This is a genomic window from Streptococcus parapneumoniae (assembly GCF_037076355.1).
In the GTDB taxonomy this organism is placed as follows: Bacteria; Bacillota; Bacilli; order Lactobacillales; family Streptococcaceae; genus Streptococcus; species Streptococcus parapneumoniae.
Genome location: NZ_AP026968.1, coordinates 1,032,263 through 1,050,304 on the forward strand (window position 1 = coordinate 1,032,263; position 18,042 = coordinate 1,050,304).

At 41.9% G+C, this 18,042-nt stretch carries 18 protein-coding genes; 17 read left to right on the forward strand and 1 reads right to left on the reverse strand.

All coding sequences use genetic code 11. The annotated features are described in order from the left end of the window. Window positions 1-20 precede the first annotated feature (20 nt). The 15 genes from gyrA (at window position 21) to lepA (ending at window position 16,675) form a co-directional block, all read left to right on the forward strand. Complete coding sequence (gene gyrA / locus SP4011_RS05310; RefSeq protein WP_338620211.1) at window positions 21-2,489, forward strand: DNA gyrase subunit A; 2,469 nt, start codon at window positions 21-23, stop codon at window positions 2,487-2,489. Beyond that, complete coding sequence (gene srtA / locus SP4011_RS05315) at window positions 2,489-3,232, forward strand: sortase SrtA (protein WP_050261547.1); 744 nt, start codon at window positions 2,489-2,491, stop codon at window positions 3,230-3,232. Before gyrA ends, srtA begins: the two co-directional genes overlap by 1 nt. A 139-nt stretch (window positions 3,233-3,371) precedes the next feature. Next, window positions 3,372-4,169 (forward strand): formate/nitrite transporter family protein, encoded by a 798-nt coding sequence (locus SP4011_RS05320; RefSeq protein WP_338620214.1) that lies wholly within the window; start codon window positions 3,372-3,374, stop codon window positions 4,167-4,169. A gap of 147 nt (window positions 4,170-4,316) precedes the next feature. After that, a complete protein-coding gene (locus tag SP4011_RS05325; protein ID WP_338620216.1) occupies window positions 4,317-5,597 on the forward strand; it encodes an O-acetylhomoserine aminocarboxypropyltransferase/cysteine synthase family protein in 1,281 nt (426 codons plus the stop codon). 95 nt (window positions 5,598-5,692) lie between these two features. Further along, a complete protein-coding gene (locus tag SP4011_RS05330) occupies window positions 5,693-6,967 on the forward strand; it encodes a DUF2130 domain-containing protein (RefSeq protein ID WP_338620218.1) in 1,275 nt (424 codons plus the stop codon). A gap of 10 nt (window positions 6,968-6,977) precedes the next feature. Further along, a complete protein-coding gene (truB, locus tag SP4011_RS05335) occupies window positions 6,978-7,856 on the forward strand; it encodes a tRNA pseudouridine(55) synthase TruB (RefSeq protein ID WP_338620220.1) in 879 nt (292 codons plus the stop codon). A 112-nt stretch (window positions 7,857-7,968) separates the two neighbouring features. Beyond that, window positions 7,969-8,607, forward strand: a complete 639-nt coding sequence (gene udk, locus SP4011_RS05340) for a uridine kinase (protein WP_001181376.1) — start codon at window positions 7,969-7,971, stop codon at window positions 8,605-8,607. A 127-nt stretch (window positions 8,608-8,734) separates the two neighbouring features. Beyond that, window positions 8,735-10,075: an exodeoxyribonuclease VII large subunit gene (gene xseA / locus SP4011_RS05345; protein WP_262082229.1), complete on the forward strand. Its 1,341-nt coding sequence runs from the start codon at window positions 8,735-8,737 to the stop codon at window positions 10,073-10,075. After that, the gene (locus SP4011_RS05350) at window positions 10,053-10,265 is read left to right on the forward strand and encodes an exodeoxyribonuclease VII small subunit (RefSeq protein WP_000043226.1); all 213 of its coding nucleotides are present in this window, start codon (window positions 10,053-10,055) and stop codon (window positions 10,263-10,265) included. The genes xseA and SP4011_RS05350 overlap by 23 nt, the downstream gene beginning before the upstream one ends. Then, window positions 10,262-11,137 carry a polyprenyl synthetase family protein gene (locus tag SP4011_RS05355; RefSeq protein WP_338620225.1) on the forward strand — a complete coding sequence of 292 codons (876 nt, stop codon included), beginning with the start codon at window positions 10,262-10,264 and terminating at the stop codon, window positions 11,135-11,137. Before SP4011_RS05350 ends, SP4011_RS05355 begins: the two co-directional genes overlap by 4 nt. Further along, window positions 11,130-11,945: a TlyA family RNA methyltransferase gene (locus tag SP4011_RS05360; protein ID WP_338620227.1), complete on the forward strand. Its 816-nt coding sequence runs from the start codon at window positions 11,130-11,132 to the stop codon at window positions 11,943-11,945. Before SP4011_RS05355 ends, SP4011_RS05360 begins: the two co-directional genes overlap by 8 nt. Further along, a complete protein-coding gene (locus SP4011_RS05365; RefSeq protein WP_001034401.1) occupies window positions 11,938-12,369 on the forward strand; it encodes an arginine repressor in 432 nt (143 codons plus the stop codon). The genes SP4011_RS05360 and SP4011_RS05365 overlap by 8 nt, the downstream gene beginning before the upstream one ends. A gap of 6 nt (window positions 12,370-12,375) precedes the next feature. Continuing rightward, window positions 12,376-14,043 carry a DNA repair protein RecN gene (gene recN, locus SP4011_RS05370; RefSeq protein WP_338620229.1) on the forward strand — a complete coding sequence of 556 codons (1,668 nt, stop codon included), beginning with the start codon at window positions 12,376-12,378 and terminating at the stop codon, window positions 14,041-14,043. 1 nt (window position 14,044) lies between these two features. Next, window positions 14,045-14,773, forward strand: coding sequence for a metallophosphoesterase family protein (locus SP4011_RS05375; protein WP_338620231.1), 729 nt, complete (start codon window positions 14,045-14,047; stop codon window positions 14,771-14,773). A 78-nt stretch (window positions 14,774-14,851) separates the two neighbouring features. After that, a complete protein-coding gene (gene lepA, locus SP4011_RS05380) occupies window positions 14,852-16,675 on the forward strand; it encodes a translation elongation factor 4 (protein ID WP_338620233.1) in 1,824 nt (607 codons plus the stop codon). 80 nt (window positions 16,676-16,755) lie between these two features. Here lepA and SP4011_RS05385 read toward each other — a convergent pair whose 3' ends face one another. After that, window positions 16,756-16,998 (reverse strand): hypothetical protein, encoded by a 243-nt coding sequence (locus tag SP4011_RS05385; RefSeq protein ID WP_338620235.1) that lies wholly within the window; start codon window positions 16,996-16,998, stop codon window positions 16,756-16,758. Between the two features lie 180 nt (window positions 16,999-17,178). On the opposite strand from SP4011_RS05385, the gene SP4011_RS05390 reads away from it, so the two are divergent. Next, window positions 17,179-17,655 (forward strand): PTS sugar transporter subunit IIA, encoded by a 477-nt coding sequence (locus SP4011_RS05390; protein WP_000522067.1) that lies wholly within the window; start codon window positions 17,179-17,181, stop codon window positions 17,653-17,655. Window positions 17,656-17,693: 38 nt separating this feature from the next. Further along, window positions 17,694-17,999: a PTS sugar transporter subunit IIB gene (locus tag SP4011_RS05395; RefSeq protein WP_000590549.1), complete on the forward strand. Its 306-nt coding sequence runs from the start codon at window positions 17,694-17,696 to the stop codon at window positions 17,997-17,999. Window positions 18,000-18,042: the final 43 nt, after the last annotated feature.

An 18,042-nucleotide genomic window follows, 5' to 3' on the forward strand; every position in this document is an offset into this window, starting at 1 on the left:
GTGAAATGAGGCATTTATTAATGCAGGATAAAAATTTAGTGAATGTCAATCTGACAAAGGAGATGAAGACGAGCTTTATCGATTACGCCATGAGTGTTATCGTAGCCCGGGCTCTTCCTGATGTTCGAGATGGCTTGAAACCTGTTCACCGTCGCATTCTCTACGGAATGAATGAATTGGGTGTTACTCCAGACAAACCTCATAAAAAATCTGCTCGTATTACAGGGGATGTCATGGGTAAATATCACCCACACGGGGATTACTCTATTTATGAAGCCATGGTCCGTATGGCTCAATGGTGGAGCTACCGTTACATGCTTGTAGATGGTCATGGGAACTTTGGTTCCATGGATGGAGATGGTGCTGCCGCCCAGCGTTATACTGAGGCACGTATGAGCAAGATTGCTCTAGAAATGCTTCGAGATATCAATAAGAATACGGTTGATTTCGTCGATAACTATGATGCCAATGAACGGGAACCCTTGGTCTTGCCTGCACGTTTTCCAAACCTTTTGGTTAATGGAGCAACTGGTATCGCTGTTGGGATGGCAACCAATATTCCACCTCATAATCTGGGTGAAACCATTGATGCAGTGAAGTTGGTCATGGATAATCCTGAAGTGACTACCAAGGACTTGATGGAAGTCTTGCCTGGGCCAGATTTTCCAACAGGTGCCCTTGTCATGGGGAAATCAGGCATTCATAAGGCTTATGAAACAGGTAAAGGTTCGATTGTCCTACGTTCTCGTACAGAGATTGAAACGACTAAGACTGGTCGTGAGCGCATCGTTGTAACAGAATTTCCTTATATGGTCAACAAAACCAAGGTGCATGAGCATATTGTTCGCTTGGTTCAGGAAAAACGGATTGAGGGGATTACAGCAGTACGTGATGAGTCAAACCGTGAAGGGGTTCGATTTGTTATTGAAGTCAAGCGCGATGCCTCAGCCAATGTTATCCTCAATAACCTCTTTAAGATGACCCAGATGCAAACCAACTTTGGTTTCAATATGCTTGCTATCCAAAATGGTGTACCGAAGATTTTATCCCTTCGTCAGATTTTGGATGCTTATATCGAGCACCAAAAAGAAGTGGTTGTTCGTCGGACACGTTTTGATAAGGAAAAAGCGGAAGCACGCGCTCATATATTAGAAGGTCTCTTAATTGCGCTAGACCATATCGATGAAGTGATTCGTATCATCCGTGCTAGTGAGACAGACGCAGAAGCACAAGCCGAGTTGATGAGTAAGTTCAAGCTTTCTGAACGTCAAAGTCAGGCTATCCTAGACATGCGCCTTCGTCGTTTGACAGGTTTGGAACGCGATAAGATTCAGTCTGAGTATGATGACCTCTTGGCTCTGATTGCGGATTTGGCGGATATTCTTGCTAAGCCAGAACGTGTTTCTCAAATTATCAAAGACGAATTAGATGAAGTTAAACGTAAATTTTCCGATAAACGTCGTACAGAGTTGATGGTCGGTGAAGTCTTGAGTCTTGAAGATGAAGATTTGATTGAAGAATCGGATGTCTTGATTACGCTTTCTAACAAAGGATACATTAAACGTCTGGACCAAGCTGAATTTACTGCTCAAAAACGTGGGGGTCGTGGTGTCCAAGGAACAGGTGTTAAGGATGATGATTTTGTTCGTGAGTTAGTGTCAACTAGCACCCATGATCACCTGCTCTTCTTTACAAATAAAGGACGTGTCTATCGTTTGAAAGGTTATGAAATTCCTGAGTATGGTCGGACGGCCAAAGGACTGCCAGTAGTTAATCTCTTGAAATTAGATGAAGGCGAAAGTATTCAGACTATTATCAATGTTGAGTCTGATCGCAGTGATGATGCTTATCTCTTCTTTACAACCCGTCACGGTATTGTGAAGAGAACCAGTGTTAAGGAGTTTGCTAACATTCGTCAGAATGGACTTAAAGCACTGAATCTTAAGGATGAAGATGAGTTAATCAATGTCTTGTTGACGGAAGAAGATACGGATATTATCATTGGTACCAAGTTTGGTTATGCAGTTCGCTTTAATCAATCAGCCGTTCGTGGTATGAGCCGTATCGCCACTGGTGTGAAAGGTGTTAATCTCCGTGATGGAGACACAGTAGTCGGAGCGAGCGTAATTACTGATCAAGATGAGGTTCTTATCATTACTGAAAAAGGATATGGTAAGCGTACAGCTGCTACTGAATATCCAACAAAAGGTCGTGGTGGTAAGGGAATGCAGACAGCTAAAATTACCGAAAAAAATGGCTTGCTGGCCGGTCTTATGACTGTTCAAGGGGATGAGGATTTGATGATTATCACTGATACAGGTGTCATGATTCGAACCAATCTTGCCAATATTTCACAAACAGGACGCGCAACTATGGGAGTTAAAGTAATGCGTCTGGATCAAGATGCTCAGATAGTGACCTTCACAACGGTTGCAGCGGCAGAAAAAGAAGAAGTTGGGACAGAAAATGAAACAGAAGGTGAAGCATAATGTCTCAAAAAAATAATAAGAAGAAAAACAAACGAAAAAATCTGCTGACAAATATCCTAGCAGGATTTCTGATATTACTGTCACTGGCTTTGATTTTTAATGCGCAAATTCGAAATATTTTCATGGTCTGGAATACCAATAAGTATCAAGTTAGTCAAGTATCAAAAGAAAAAATAGAAGAAAATCAGGATACAGAAGGAAATTTTGATTTTGATTCGGTCAAAGCGATTTCTTCGGAAGCTGTTCTAGCTTCTCAATGGGATGCTCAAAAATTACCAGTTATTGGGGGAATTGCAATTCCTGAATTGGAAATGAATTTGCCGATTTTTAAAGGACTTGATAATGTTAATCTCTTCTACGGCGCTGGTACAATGAAACGCGAGCAAGTAATGGGAGAAGGAAATTATAGTCTAGCTAGTCACCATATCTTTGGTGTTGATAATGCTAATAAAATGTTATTTTCTCCTTTAGATAATGCTAAAAATGGTATGAAGATTTATCTAACCGATAAAAATAAAGTTTATACTTATGAAATACGAGAAGTCAAACGTGTGACACCAGATCGCGTTGATGAGGTTGATGATAGAGATGGGGTCAATGAAATCACATTAGTAACCTGTGAAGACCTTGCTGCTACAGAACGTATTATTGTAAAAGGTGATTTGAAAGAAACAAAAGATTATTCACAAACATCTGATGAAATCCTAACAGCTTTCAATCAACCGTATAAACAATTTTATTAATACAAATCAGTGAAATCCAGAATTTCACTGATTTTTTTAAGATTTTCATAAAAATAAACTTTTATGAAATGCGGAAAACGCTTCCTAAAATCTAAAGTTTGTGATATAATTATCAAGAAAAAAGATTTAGGAGTTTATTATGGTTTCTTCAGAATTTATCTCAAAGATTGAATTTGCTTGCAAGAAGAAAGAAAGTCTTTATAGCCAAAGCAAATTTAAGTATGCGATTCGTTCTATGTTTGCAGGTGCATTTTTAACTTTCAGTACAGCTGCTGGTGCAGTTGGGGCTGACTTGATTAATAAAATTGCACCAGGTAGTGGACGTTTCCTCTTCCCATTTGTCTTTGCTTGGGGATTGGCCTACATTGTTTTTTTGAATGCCGAGTTGGTAACATCAAACATGATGTTCTTGACTGCAGGTAGTTTCTTGAAAAAAATCTCTTGGAGAAAAACAGCTGAGATTTTACTTTACTGTACCTTCTTCAACCTTATCGGGGCTTTGATAGCAGGTTGGGGCTTTGCCCACTCGGCAGCCTATGCGAATCTGACACACGATAGTTTCATCTCAGGTGTTGTTGAGATGAAGTTAGGCCGCTCAAATGAATTGGTCTTGCTTGAGGCGATTTTGGCAAATATTTTCGTAAATATTGCGATTCTTTCATTTGTTTTGGTCAAAGATGGTGGTGTCAAACTTTGGCTCGTTTTATCAGCGATTTACATGTTTGTATTCTTAACAAACGAGCACATTGCGGCGAACTTTGCTTCTTTCGCGATTGTAAAATTCAGTGTTGCTGCTGATTCAATTGCTAACTTCGGTGTTGGAAATATGCTTCGCCACTGGGGTGTAACCTTCATCGGAAACTTTATCGGAGGAGGCCTCTTGATGGGGCTGCCATATGCCTTCCTCAATAAAAACGAAGATACTTATGTAGATTAAGAAAATGAGCACGATTGAGTCGTGCTTTTTTCATTTTCAAAATAAGGTAATAGCTATTTCATATACCAAAATATAGAAAACTGATATTTGTAAACTATAACTCAAGGTGCTACAATATCCTTAATCAAACTATATGGAGGTCGCCTTATGACTCGTGATTTTAAATTTGAAACTTTGCAACTACATGCTGGTCAAGTTGCGGATCCAGCTACCAAGTCTCGTGCAGTGCCGATTTATCAAACAACATCTTTTGTTTTTGATGACACGCAGGAAGGTGCCGATCTGTTTGCCTTGAGAAAACCAGGGAACATTTATACTCGTATCACCAATCCTACAACGGCTGCTTTTGAAGAAAGAATTGCAGCTCTCGAAGGTGGTGTCGGAGCTCTTGCAACAGCATCAGGTATGGCTGCAGTGACTTATACGATTTTGGCTCTTGCCCATGCTGGTGACCATGTAGTGGCTGCTTCGACTATTTACGGTGGAACCTTCAATCTCTTGAAGGAAACCCTTCCTCGTTATGGTATCACAACAACCTTTGTTGATGTGGATAATTTGGAAGAAGTGGAAGCAGCGATCAATGACAATACCAAGCTTGTCTTGATTGAAACCTTGGGTAACCCCTTGATTAACATTCCAGACCTGGAAAAATTGGCTGAGATTGCGCATAGACACCAGATTCCACTCGTTTCGGACAACACTTTTGCTACACCATATTTGATTAACGTCTTCTCTCACGGTGTAGATATTGCTATTCACTCTGCGACTAAGTTTATTGGTGGGCATGGTACGACTATTGGAGGAGTGATTGTCGATAGTGGTAGTTTTGACTGGGTTGCTTCAGGAAAATTCCCTCAATTTGTTGAGGAAGACCCAAGCTACCACAATTTGAGCTATACTCGTGATGTGGGTGCAGCAGCCTTTATTATCGCTGTCCGTGTTCAATTGCTTCGTGATACAGGTGCAGCCTTGTCACCATTTAATGCCTTCTTGTTACTCCAAGGACTTGAAACCCTTTCTCTTCGTGTGGAACGCCATGTGCAAAATGCAGAGAAAATTGTTGATTTTCTCGTCAACCATCCTAAGGTAGAAAAGGTAAATTATCCAAAACTAGCAGATAGTCCATATCATGCCTTGGCTGAGAAATACTTGCCTAAAGGTGTGGGTTCAATCTTTACCTTCCATGTCAAAGGTGGGGAGGCAGAAGCACGCAAGGTAATTGATCATTTAGAAATCTTCTCTGATCTTGCAAATGTGGCAGATGCTAAATCGCTTGTTGTCCATCCATCAACAACCACTCACGGTCAATTGTCAGAAAAAGATCTAGAAGCAGCAGGTGTCACACCAAACCAAATTCGTTTGTCAATCGGACTTGAAAATGTAGAGGATTTGGTCGAAGATTTGCGCTTGGCCTTGGAAAAAATTTAAAGTAACAGAAGATAAACAGTGGGTTTTGACTCACTGTTTTTGATTTTCCCTCAGGCATGATATAATGGTTACAGAAGCCTAGAAAGAGGAACGATATGAACGAAATCAAATGTCCCAACTGTGGGGAAGTCTTTACAGTAAATGAAAGTCAGTATGCTGAACTTCTGTCTCAAGTGAGAACGGCAGAGTTTGATAAGGAACTACACGATCGGATGAAGCAGGAACTGGCGTTGGCTGAGCAAAAGGCCATGAATGAGCAACAGTCTAAACTAGCTCAAAAAGACCAAGAAATTACGCAATTACAGAGTCAAATCCAAAACTTTGAAACAGAAAAAGAATTGGCCAAGAAAGAGGTTGAACAGACAAGCCATCAGGCTCTCTTGGCCAAGGACAAGGAAGTACAGGCCTTGGAAAACCAATTGGCTACCTTGCGTTTGGAGCATGAAAATCAACTACAAAAGACCCTTTCTGACCTAGAAAAAGAACGGGCTCAGGTCAAAAACCAACTGCTTTTGCAGGAAAAGGAAAATGAGCTTTCTCTTGCTTCTGTTAAGCAAAACTATGAAGCCCAGCTCAAGGCAGCCAGTGAACAAGTCGAATTTTATAAGAATTTCAAAGCCCAACAATCTACAAAAGCTATCGGGGAAAGTCTGGAACAGTATGCAGAGAGTGAGTTTAACAAGGTCCGTAGTTTTGCCTTTCCAAATGCCTACTTTGAGAAGGATAACAAGGTCTCTGCGCGTGGGTCTAAGGGTGACTTTATCTTCCGTGAGTGTGATGAAAATGGTGTTGAAATCATTTCCATCATGTTTGAGATGAAAAATGAAGCGGACGGAACAGAGAAGAAGCATAAGAATGCAGATTTTTATAAGGAATTGGACAAGGACCGTCGGGAGAAAAATTGTGAATATGCCGTTTTGGTGACCATGCTTGAGGCTGATAACGACTACTTTAACACAGGGATTGTTGATGTCAGCCACGAGTATGAAAAGATGTATGTGGTTCGTCCTCAGTTCTTTATTCAGTTGATTGGGCTCTTGCGTAATGCGGCGCTTAATTCCCTAAAATACAAGCAGGAGTTAGCACTTGTTCGTGAGCAAAATATTGACATAACTCATTTTGAGGAGGACTTGGATGCCTTCAAGCTAGCTTTTGCTAAAAACTATAATTCAGCTTCGACCAACTTTGGAAAAGCTATTGATGAAATCGACAAGGCCATCAAACGTATGGAAGAGGTCAAGAAATTCCTGACAACATCTGAGAATCAACTTCGCCTTGCAAACAATAAATTGGAAGACGTTTCCGTCAAAAAATTGACTCGAAAGAATCCAACAATGAAAGCAAAGTTTGAAGTGCTGAAGGGGGAGTAGAAAGCGACGTATGAACGGTATTATCAACTTAAAAAAAGAAGCAGGGATGACCTCGCATGATGCGGTTTTTAAACTGCGTAAGATTTTGGGAACCAAGAAGATTGGTCATGGTGGGACCTTAGATCCGGATGTGGTGGGTGTTTTGCCCATTGCGGTTGGCAAGGCGACACGCATGGTCGAGTTTATGCAGGACGAGGGTAAGGTCTATGAGGGGGAGATTACTATCGGTTATTCAACGACAACTGAGGATGCTAGTGGGGAAGTGGTCGCAGAGACACCTGTTTTATCGCCCTTGGATGAAAAGCTTGTCGATGAAGCAATCGCCAGTTTGACTGGGCCTATTACTCAGATTCCGCCTATGTATTCGGCTGTCAAGGTCAATGGTCGTAAGCTTTATGAGTATGCGCGTGCTGGTCAGGAAGTGGAGCGTCCAGAACGTCAGGTGACCATTTATCAATTTGATCGAACAAGTTCGATTTCTTATGAGGGCGAACTTGCACGATTTACTTTTCGTGTGAAATGCAGTAAGGGGACTTATATCCGTACCTTATCAGTTGACTTGGGAGAGAAACTTGGATATGCTGCCCATATGTCACATCTGACACGGAACAGTGCGGCAGGTTTACAGCTAGAGGATGCCTTGACCTTGGAAGAAATTGCTGAAAAAGTGGAGGCTGGGCAATTAGACTTTCTCCATCCTCTTGAGATTGGGACGGGTGACCTTGTCAAAGTTTTCCTAAGTCCAGAAGAGGCTACAGAAGTGCGCTTTGGTCGCTTTATCGAGCTCGACCAAACAGAACAAGAATTAGCTGCCTTTGAAGGCGATAAATTGCTAGCCATTCTAGAAAAACGGGATAATCTCTACAAACCAAGGAAGGTTTTTAGCTAGTCTAACTGGGGTGTCGGGATTGGAATTGTTTTCCCTAGACTATCCAAACTAGACTATAAATTTTGCTAAAAATGTGATAGAATAGACGACGGATAAAAAAACGGAGGATAGCATGCAAAATAGACCAATCATTATCGGAGTGACAGGTGGTTCTGGTGGTGGTAAAACCAGTGTTTCAAGAGCCATTTTATCGCATTTTCCTGATGAAAAGATTTCCATGATCGAACATGATTCATACTACAAGGATCAGTCTCACTTGACCTTTGAAGAGCGTGTCAAAACCAACTACGACCATCCTTTTGCCTTTGATACAGACTTGATGATCGAGCAGATTAAGGAATTGTTGGCAGGGCGTCCGGTGGACATTCCGACTTATGACTATACAGAGCATACACGAAGTAGCAAGACTTATCGTCAGGAGCCTCAAGATGTCTTTATCGTTGAGGGGATTTTGGTCTTGGAGGATAAGCGTCTGCGTGATTTGATGGATATCAAAATTTTTGTGGATACGGATGATGATGTGCGCATTATTCGTCGTATCAAGCGTGATATGGAGGAGCGTGGCCGTAGCCTTGATAGCGTCATTGACCAGTACTTAGGTGTGGTTAAACCAATGTACCACCAGTTTATCGAGCCAACTAAGCGTTATGCTGATATCGTCATTCCTGAAGGAGTTAGCAATACAGTGGCTATCGATTTGTTGACAACCAAGATTGCTAAGATTTTGGAAGAAGCTCGAAACAGCAAATAATCAGATGTGGAGGCCTTGCCTCCTTTTTCTATTTTTCCCTCATAATGGTACATAAATGGAGATTTTTAGGCATATTTTTGGTATAATAATACCCATGAAAGAGCAAGTAAATGAATAGTAGGTGGAGATGGAAAAGTATTTATCGGTAACAACTTTGACCAAGTATCTGAAAATGAAATTCGATAAAGACCCTTACTTGGAACGGGTCTATTTAACTGGTCAAGTTTCCAACTTTCGTAAACGACCTACTCACCAATATTTCTCCCTAAAAGATGACCATGCAGTTATTCAAGCGACCATCTGGTCTGGAATTTATCAGAAATTAGGGTTTGACCTGGAAGAAGGGATGAAAATCAATGTGATTGGGCGTGTGCAGGTCTATGAACCAAGTGGTAGCTACTCCATCATCATTGAAAAGGCTGAGCCTGATGGGGTTGGGGCGCTTGCGATTCAGTTTGAACAACTCAAGAAAAAATTGACAGAAGAAGGCCTGTTTCAAGAACGTTTCAAGCAACCTCTGCCCCAATTTTCTAAGAGAATTGGTGTAGTGACCAGTCGCAGTGGAGCCGTGATTCGAGATATTATCACGACCGTCAGCAGGCGATTTTCAGGTGTTGACATTCTTCTCTATCCGACCAAGGTTCAAGGAGATGGAGCAGCAGAGGAAATAGCACGGAATATTGCGCGTGCTAATCAACGGGACGATTTGGACTTGCTCATTATTGGTCGTGGTGGAGGTTCCATAGAGGATCTCTGGGCCTTTAACGAAGAAATTGTGGTACGAGCCATTTTTGAATCTCGTTTACCAGTTATCTCTAGTGTGGGGCATGAGACGGATGTGACCTTGGCAGATTTTGTGGCAGATCGACGAGCTGCGACACCAACGGCTGCTGCTGAACTAGCAACACCTGTGACCAAGTTGGATCTATTAGCTCATTTGCAAAATCAGGAAAAACGGATGGCAACGGCAGTCCGAAATGTCCTATCTAAGAAACAAGAAGCTTTGAAAAAATGCAGTCAGTCTGTTATTTTTAGACAACCAGAGCGCTTGTATGATGGTTATTTGCAACGCTTGGATCAATTGCAACTGCGCTTAAAACAAAGTTTGCGAACACGGATTTCTGATAACAAACAAGTCGTCCAAGCAAGTACGCATCAGCTAGTCCAATTATCGCCTGTTACCAAAATTCAACGCTATCAGGACAGACTAGCTCAGTTGGACAAGCTCCTCCGTAGCCAAATGGCGCTGGTTTATGATGCTAAGGTTGCTGAAGTCAAGCGACTTTCGGAAGCCTTGCTGATGTTGGATACCAGTCGAATCGTGGCGCGTGGCTATGCTATTGTCAAGAAAGAAGAGTCCGTTGTAGATTCGGTTGAGAGTTTGAAGAAAAAAGACCAAGTGACGCTTTTGATGCGAGATGGTCAAGTAGAATTAGAGGTTAAAGATGTCAAAACAAAAGAAATTTGAGGAAAATCTAGCAGAACTGGAAACCATTGTCCAAAGTTTGGAAAATGGTGAAATTGCTCTGGAAGATGCGATTGCTGCCTTTCAAAAGGGTATGGTCTTGTCAAAAGAGCTCCAAGCGACGCTGGACAAGGCTGAAAAGACCTTGGTCAAGGTCATGCAAGAAGATGGAACAGAAAGTGATTTTGAATGAAGAAGCAAGAAAAATTAGCTCTTGTCGAGTCAGCCTTGGAAGACTTTTATGGAGACCAGCAGTTTGCCTCTAATTTGCGAGAGTCTGTTCTCTATTCCATTCATGCTGGTGGCAAGCGTATTCGACCTTTTCTCTTGTTAGAAGTTCTGGAAGCCTTGCAGGTCGCTATTAAACCTGCTCACGCACAGGTGGCTGCGGCTTTGGAAATGATTCATACAGGGAGCTTGATTCACGATGACCTTCCTGCCATGGATGATGATGATTACCGTCGAGGGCGTTTGACCAACCATAAGAAATTCGGTGAAGCTATGGCCATTTTGGCTGGAGATGCTTTGTTCCTAGATTCTTATGCCTTGATAGCGCAGGCAGATTTGCCAAGTCAGATCAAGGTGGACTTGATTGGCAACTTATCTCTTGCTTCAGGAAGTCTAGGCATGGTAGCAGGCCAGGTTTTGGATATGGAAGGCGAACACCAGCACCTGTCTTTGGAAGAACTCCAGACTATTCATGCTAATAAGACTGGAAAACTACTAGCCTATCCCTTCCAAGCAGCTGCTATTATTGCTGAATTGGCTCCTGAAATGCAGGCAAAACTGAAAACTGTTGGCGAATTGATTGGGCTTGCTTTTCAAGTTCGAGATGATGTACTGGATGTGACTGCCAGTTTTGAGGAAATCGGCAAGACGCCTCAAAAGGATCTACAGGCAGAAAAATCAACCTATCCAGCCTTGTTGGGTTTGGAAGAGGCAATTGTCTTTTGTAACCAAACCTTGAATCAAGCTAATGCCAAATTAGAAGAAATTGCCCAGCAAGTTCCTTTTGAGATAGAATCAATTGTAAGTGTAGTAGAAAGTTTGAGAATCAATGGCTAAGGAAAGAGTGGATGTACTAGCTTATAAACAGGGCTTGTTTGAAACGAGAGAACAGGCCAAGCGTGGTGTAATGGCTGGCCTAGTTGTGGCAGTCCTTAATGGAGAGCGGTTTGACAAGCCAGGAGAGAAAATTCCAGATGACACCGAGTTAAAACTCAAGGGGGAGAAACTCAAGTATGTTAGCCGTGGTGGTTTGAAACTGGAGAAGGCCTTGCAGGTCTTTGATTTGTCAGTAGAAGGGGCAACAACGATTGATATTGGGGCTTCTACTGGAGGATTTACCGATGTTATGTTGCAGAATGGTGCTGAGTTAGTTTATGCAGTCGATGTCGGCACTAATCAATTGGCTTGGAAACTACGCCAAGACCCACGAGTTGTCAGTATGGAGCAGTTTAATTTCCGCTATGCTGAAAAGACTGATTTCGATCAGGAGCCGAGCTTTGCCAGTATTGATGTGAGTTTCATTTCCCTCAGTCTGATTTTGCCGACCTTGCACCGTGTCTTGGCTAATCAAGGTCAGGTCGTGGCTCTGGTTAAGCCCCAATTTGAAGCAGGACGTGAGCAAATTGGGAAAAATGGAATCATTCGTGATGCCAAGGTGCATCAACATGTCCTTGAATCTGTCACAACTATGGCAGTAGAGGAAGGCTTTTCAGTCCTTGGCTTGGACTTTTCTCCAATCCAAGGTGGGCATGGAAATATTGAATTTTTAGCGTATTTGAAAAAAGAAGAATCAGCAGGCAATCAGGTTCTTGCTGAGATTGAAGAAGTAGTAGAGAGGGCGCATAGTCAATTTAAAAATGAATAAAAAAGAGAGACTTGAAAAAATTAGACGATTTGTGACAGATTATCAAATCGGTACACAAGAAGAAATCGTAGAACATTTGAAAGAGGCAGGTATCACTGCCACTCAGGCAACGGTATCACGAGATATCAAAGAGCTGGGGATTGTCAAAATTCCTTTGAGAGATAACACCTATGTCTATGAATTACCAAAATCAATCGTGAAAAGTTTGCAACTAGCTGAAGACAATATAGAATCTGCTGAATTGATGGACAAGATGATCAATCTCCAAGTCATTCCAGGAAATACGGCTTTTGTAAAAGCTCAGTTAACCGAGACTTTTGCGGACAAAATTTTCAGCTGTTTGGCTGATGATAGCTCGATTTTGGTCATTGCCAGAAGTGAAAGTCTAGCTGAGGAAATCTTTGAACAAGTAAAAAATTGGTAGGTCTATATGTTACTTGAAATTTCGATAAAAAACTTTGCCATTATTGAGGCTATTTCCCTCAATTTTGAAAAGGGGATGACTGTCCTGACTGGTGAAACGGGTGCAGGGAAGTCGATTATCATTGATGCCATGAATATGATGTTGGGAGCTCGTGCGACGACAGATGTTATTCGTCATGGTGCGCCAAAGGCAGAGATAGAGGGGCTTTTCTCAGTTGAGAATAGTCGCCTTTTACAGGAAATTTTTGATGAGCAAGGTTTGGAATTGGGTGATGAAATCATCATCCGTCGGGAAATCTTGCAAAATGGTAGGAGTATCAGCCGTGTGAATGGCCAGATGGTCAATCTGTCTGTTTTGCGTGCTATTGGGCAACATCTGGTGGATATACATGGTCAGCATGACCAAGAAGAGTTAATGCGCCCTCAACTTCATATTCAAATGTTGGATGAATTTGGCGATGCAGCTTTTTGGGACTTGAAAGAAACCTATCAAACGAGTTTTGATGCCTACCGTAAAATGCGTAAGCAGGTTCTGGAAGTCAAGAAAAACCAACAGGAACATAAGGCACGTATCGAAATGTTGGAATTTCAAATGGCAGAGATTGAGGCAGCAAACTTACAAGCAGGTGAAGACTTGGCTCTCAACCAAGAGCGAGAGAAACTCCTCAACCATAAAAACATTGCTGATACGTTGACCAATGCCTACAGTATGTTGGACAATGAAGACTTTTCAAGTCTGGCCAATGTTCGTTCAGCCATGAATGACATGGAAAGTGTCGAAGAGTATGACCCTGAATACCGTGAAATTTCAAGCTCTCTGTCTGAGACCTACTATGTCTTAGAAGATATTAGCAAGCGTCTGGAAGCTATTATTGAGGACCTTGATTTTGACGGCAATCGTCTCATGCAGGTTGAGAATCGTTTGGATCTCCTTCATACTATTACCCGCAAGTATGGTGGGACTGTAGACGATGTCTTGCTTTATTTTGCCAAGATTACGGAAGAATACAATCTTTTGACAGGCAACAACCTTTCTTCTGAAGACATGGAAGCAGAGCTTAAGAAGTTAGAAGTCAATCTTGTCGACTTAGCAGGTCAGCTTGCCTCTGCTCGTCATGACTTGGCTCAGCAGCTAGAAGCAGAGATTAAACAAGAACTACAGGATCTGTATATGGAAAAAGCCCAGTTTCAAGTTCGTTTTAGCAAGGGTAAATTCAGTCGTGAGGGCAATGAAATGGTCGAATTTTACATTTCAACCAATCCTGGAGAAGACTTTAAACCTTTGGTTAAGGTTGCATCTGGCGGAGAATTGTCTCGTCTCATGCTAGCTATCAAGTCTGCTTTTTCACGTAAAGAAGGCAAGACCAGTATTGTCTTTGATGAGGTGGATACGGGAGTTTCAGGCCGTGTAGCTCAGGCTATTGCACAGAAGATTCACAAGATTGGTCAACATGGTCAGGTTCTAGCAATTTCCCACTTGCCACAAGTGATTGCGATTGCGGATTATCAATTCTTTATTGAGAAGATTAGCAATGACCATTCAACAGTTTCGACTGTTCGTCTTTTGACGGTTGAAGAGCGAGTGGAGGAAGTTGCCAAGATGTTGGCAGGTGATGATGTGACGGAAGCAGCCCTGACGCAAGCCAGAGAATTGTTGAGAAACAGGGAGAAATAAGATGACAGACTATTATGTAATTGGAGATGTTCACGGAAAAGCTGGGATGCTGGAAGACCTTCTCAAAATCTGGGATGGTCAGACCCAGTTGCTCTTTCTAGGGGATTTGATTGACAGAGGTGAGGATAGTCGCCGTGTTCTTGAAATGGTCAAGGACTTGGTGGACAATCAAGGTGCTATCTGTTTGTCAGGAAACCACGAGTATATGTTTTTGACATGGCTAGATGACCCAGAAGAAAGTTATGACCACTATCGTCGTAATGGTGGAGATACAACCATTAACTCTATACTAGGTCGTCCCTTGGATGCACCAGTTGATGGAGTTGAGGATGCCAAGCGTGTTGCTACTGAAGCGGCAGACTTGGTCAAATTTATTCGTCAAATGCCATTTGTAGTAGAGACAGACAAGTATATCTTTGTACATGCTGGTATTGATTTGACCTTGGATGACTGGCATGAAACTACAGATTACAAGAAAGTATGGCTTAGAAAACCATTCCACGAAGCCGAAAATCATACTGGAAAAACCATTGTCTTTGGTCACACACCAGTTTATGGTTTGTTAAAGCAAGAGCGAGGTACAGCTGAGCTTTGGACTACAGAAGATGGTAAGATTGGGATGGACGGAGGAGCTGTCTATGGTGGTGTCCTTCACGGAATTGTCTTTACAGACCAAGGAATGACAGAACACCACTTTATCGAAAATGACGGCTTTGTCGCTGAAGATTAGTACTCCTAGCAGGGTATGGTCTTGTCAAAATGTCAAAAACAATTTATAATAAATAGATACCCTGAAAGGAAGAGAATCATGAACTTAGAAGAATTGAAAAAACGACAGGAGAAGATCCGTAACTTCTCTATTATTGCCCATATTGACCACGGGAAATCAACTCTAGCAGACCGCATTTTGGAAAAGACAGAGACAGTTTCCAGTCGTGAAATGCAGGCCCAGCTTTTGGATAGCATGGATCTAGAACGGGAACGTGGGATTACCATTAAGTTGAATGCCATTGAGCTGAATTACACTGCAAAAGATGGGGAAACTTATATTTTCCACTTGATTGACACACCAGGACACGTAGACTTTACCTATGAAGTTTCACGTTCACTAGCTGCCTGTGAGGGTGCTATTTTGGTGGTCGATGCTGCCCAAGGGATTGAGGCTCAAACCCTTGCCAATGTTTATCTGGCCTTGGATAATGATTTGGAAATCATGCCAGTCATTAACAAAATTGACCTACCAGCTGCATACCCTGAGCGCGTGCGTACAGAGATTGAAGATGTCATTGGTTTGGATGCCAGTGAAGCAGTCTTAGCATCTGCCAAGGCTGGTATTGGTATCGAAGAAATTCTCGAGCAAATCGTAGAAAAAGTGCCAGCTCCAACAGGTGATGTGACGGCGCCACTTAAGGCCTTGATTTTTGACTCAGTTTACGATGCTTACCGTGGGGTTATTCTCCAAGTGCGTGTCATGGACGGAGTGGTCAAACCTGGTGATAAGATTCAGCTTATGAGTAATGGCAAGACCTTTGATGTGACCGAAGTCGGTATTTTTACACCGAAAGCAGTTGGTCGTGATTTCCTTGCGACTGGTGATGTTGGTTATATTGCGGCTTCTATTAAGACGGTTCAGGATACCCGTGTGGGTGATACCGTTACCTTGGCAACCAATCCTGCGGCAGAGCCATTACATGGTTACAAGCAGATGAATCCTATGGTTTTTGCGGGTCTTTACCCAATCGAATCAAACAAGTACAATGACCTGCGTGAAGCCCTTGAAAAATTGCAACTGAATGATGCCAGTCTTCAGTTTGAACCAGAAACATCGCAGGCACTTGGATTTGGTTTCCGTTGTGGATTTCTTGGACTTCTCCATATGGATGTAATCCAAGAACGTTTGGAGCGTGAGTTCAACATCGATCTCATCATGACAGCTCCATCCGTTATCTATAAGGTTAATTTGACCGACGGTGAGTCTATGGATGTGTCTAACCCATCTGAGTTCCCAGACCCAACTAAGATTGCGACCATTGAGGAACCTTATGTTAAGGCGCAAATCATGGTACCACAGGAGTTCGTCGGAGCAGTAATGGAGCTGGCTCAGCGTAAGCGTGGGGACTTTGTGACTATGGACTATATTGATGATAACCGTGTCAATGTTATCTATCAAATTCCACTTGCTGAAATCGTCTTCGACTTCTTTGATAAACTCAAGTCTTCGACACGTGGTTATGCAAGTTTTGACTACGAATTGTCAGAATATCGCCCATCTAAGCTGGTCAAAATGGACATCCTTCTCAATGGAGACAAGGTGGATGCCCTCAGCTTTATCGTTCACAAGGACTTTGCCTACGAGCGTGGGAAACTCATCGTTGATAAGCTCAAGAAAATTATCCCTCGCCAACAATTTGAGGTGCCAATTCAAGCAGCTATTGGACACAAGATTGTGGCTCGTACTGATATCAAGGCCCTTCGTAAGAACGTACTTGCTAAATGTTATGGTGGTGACGTTTCTCGTAAGCGTAAACTCCTTGAAAAACAAAAAGCTGGTAAGAAGCGTATGAAAGCCATCGGATCAGTAGAAGTTCCTCAAGAAGCCTTCCTCAGCGTCTTGAGCATGGATGAAGAATAAGTTATCAGAAATGCCTTTCCTTGTTCACAGGAAATTTATATAAGAATCAATAGTAAAGCAGGCTTTAATGGCCTGCTTTTTTAGTTTTTATACTCTTCGAAAATCTCTTCAAACCACGTCAGCGTCACCTTGCTGTAGATATGATAACTGACTTCGTCAGTCTTATCTACAACCTCAAAAGCATGTTTTGAGCTGACTTCGTCAGTCTTATCTACAACCTCAAAAGCATGTTTTGAGCTGACTTCGTCAGTCTTATCTACAATCTCAAAACCATGTTTTGAGCAACCTGCGGCTAGCTTCCTAGTTTGCTCTTTGATTTTCATTGAGTATTAGAACAGAAAAAATGCTGGTAGTATTTGTTTGTGTGTTTATTTTTATATAACAAACTATAAATACAACAAAAATATAAAAAAAGAGACAAAAATCAACAGAAAACTATTGACAACGATTTCATATAGTGTTATACTTATGGCATAAAGTTAATGGAAAGAAGGGAAAACCTTATGGGATTAGATTATTTCTTTGACAAAAACCTTGTGTTTTGCTTAGAAGCGGATAATCAAGAACATCTCTTTGATCAGGTTGCAACTTTATTGGAAGAACGAGAAATCGTAACTCCGACCTATCGTGAAGCCTTGATTACGCGTGAAAAGTCATTTCCAACTGGCTTAGATATGGAATTTTTAGGTAAGGATTTGCCGAATGTAGCTATTCCTCACACAGATATTGTTCATAATCTGGCTGAAAAAGTTGTGGTCGTTCGATTAGAGAAACCGGTGACTTTCCACAATATGATTGCGCCAGATAAGGAAGTAGAAGTATCCTTGCTCTTCTTTATTATTAACAACTCAAGCTCAAGTCAAACTAACATTCTTGCTCAGTTGATGGACTTCTTCACAGGAAATGGCCATCTTGAAGACCTATCAAAAATTTCTGAACCAGAAGCCCTCTATGCTTATATCGCTGAAGCAATCGCTTAATCTTGTCTATTAAAAATATTAAATCGGAGGAGATCCATATGATTAAAATTCTTGCTGCCTGCGGTGCAGGTGTTAACTCAAGCCACCAAATTAAAAGTGCTCTTGAAGAAGAACTTTCAAACCGTGGTTACGATGTGCACTGTGATGCAGTCATGGTCAAAGACGTTAACGAAGACCTTATCAAAGGTTATGACATCTTCACGCCAATTGCTGCGACAGACCTTGGTTTTGACCCAGGTATTCCAGTTATCGAAGCTGGACCAATCTTATTCCGTATCCCAGCTATGAGTGCTCCAGTATTTGACAATATTGAAGCAGCCATTAAAGAACACGGGTTAAGCTAATTTTAATTTGTTAACATTCATATAACATAAAAAAGGGAGGAAC

Coding starts and splice junctions, on each gene's coding strand:
- gyrA (WP_338620211.1), top strand. CDS start 21: ATGCAGGATAAAAATTTAGTGAATGTCAATCTGACAAAGGAGATGAAG.
- srtA (WP_050261547.1), top strand. CDS start 2,489: ATGTCTCAAAAAAATAATAAGAAGAAAAACAAACGAAAAAATCTGCTG.
- SP4011_RS05320 (WP_338620214.1), top strand. CDS start 3,372: ATGGTTTCTTCAGAATTTATCTCAAAGATTGAATTTGCTTGCAAGAAG.
- SP4011_RS05325 (WP_338620216.1), top strand. CDS start 4,317: ATGACTCGTGATTTTAAATTTGAAACTTTGCAACTACATGCTGGTCAA.
- SP4011_RS05330 (WP_338620218.1), top strand. CDS start 5,693: ATGAACGAAATCAAATGTCCCAACTGTGGGGAAGTCTTTACAGTAAAT.
- truB (WP_338620220.1), top strand. CDS start 6,978: ATGAACGGTATTATCAACTTAAAAAAAGAAGCAGGGATGACCTCGCAT.
- udk (WP_001181376.1), top strand. CDS start 7,969: ATGCAAAATAGACCAATCATTATCGGAGTGACAGGTGGTTCTGGTGGT.
- xseA (WP_262082229.1), top strand. CDS start 8,735: ATGGAAAAGTATTTATCGGTAACAACTTTGACCAAGTATCTGAAAATG.
- SP4011_RS05350 (WP_000043226.1), top strand. CDS start 10,053: ATGTCAAAACAAAAGAAATTTGAGGAAAATCTAGCAGAACTGGAAACC.
- SP4011_RS05355 (WP_338620225.1), top strand. CDS start 10,262: ATGAAGAAGCAAGAAAAATTAGCTCTTGTCGAGTCAGCCTTGGAAGAC.
- SP4011_RS05360 (WP_338620227.1), top strand. CDS start 11,130: ATGGCTAAGGAAAGAGTGGATGTACTAGCTTATAAACAGGGCTTGTTT.
- SP4011_RS05365 (WP_001034401.1), top strand. CDS start 11,938: ATGAATAAAAAAGAGAGACTTGAAAAAATTAGACGATTTGTGACAGAT.
- recN (WP_338620229.1), top strand. CDS start 12,376: ATGTTACTTGAAATTTCGATAAAAAACTTTGCCATTATTGAGGCTATT.
- SP4011_RS05375 (WP_338620231.1), top strand. CDS start 14,045: ATGACAGACTATTATGTAATTGGAGATGTTCACGGAAAAGCTGGGATG.
- lepA (WP_338620233.1), top strand. CDS start 14,852: ATGAACTTAGAAGAATTGAAAAAACGACAGGAGAAGATCCGTAACTTC.
- SP4011_RS05385 (WP_338620235.1), bottom strand. CDS start 16,998: ATGAAAATCAAAGAGCAAACTAGGAAGCTAGCCGCAGGTTGCTCAAAA.
- SP4011_RS05390 (WP_000522067.1), top strand. CDS start 17,179: ATGGGATTAGATTATTTCTTTGACAAAAACCTTGTGTTTTGCTTAGAA.
- SP4011_RS05395 (WP_000590549.1), top strand. CDS start 17,694: ATGATTAAAATTCTTGCTGCCTGCGGTGCAGGTGTTAACTCAAGCCAC.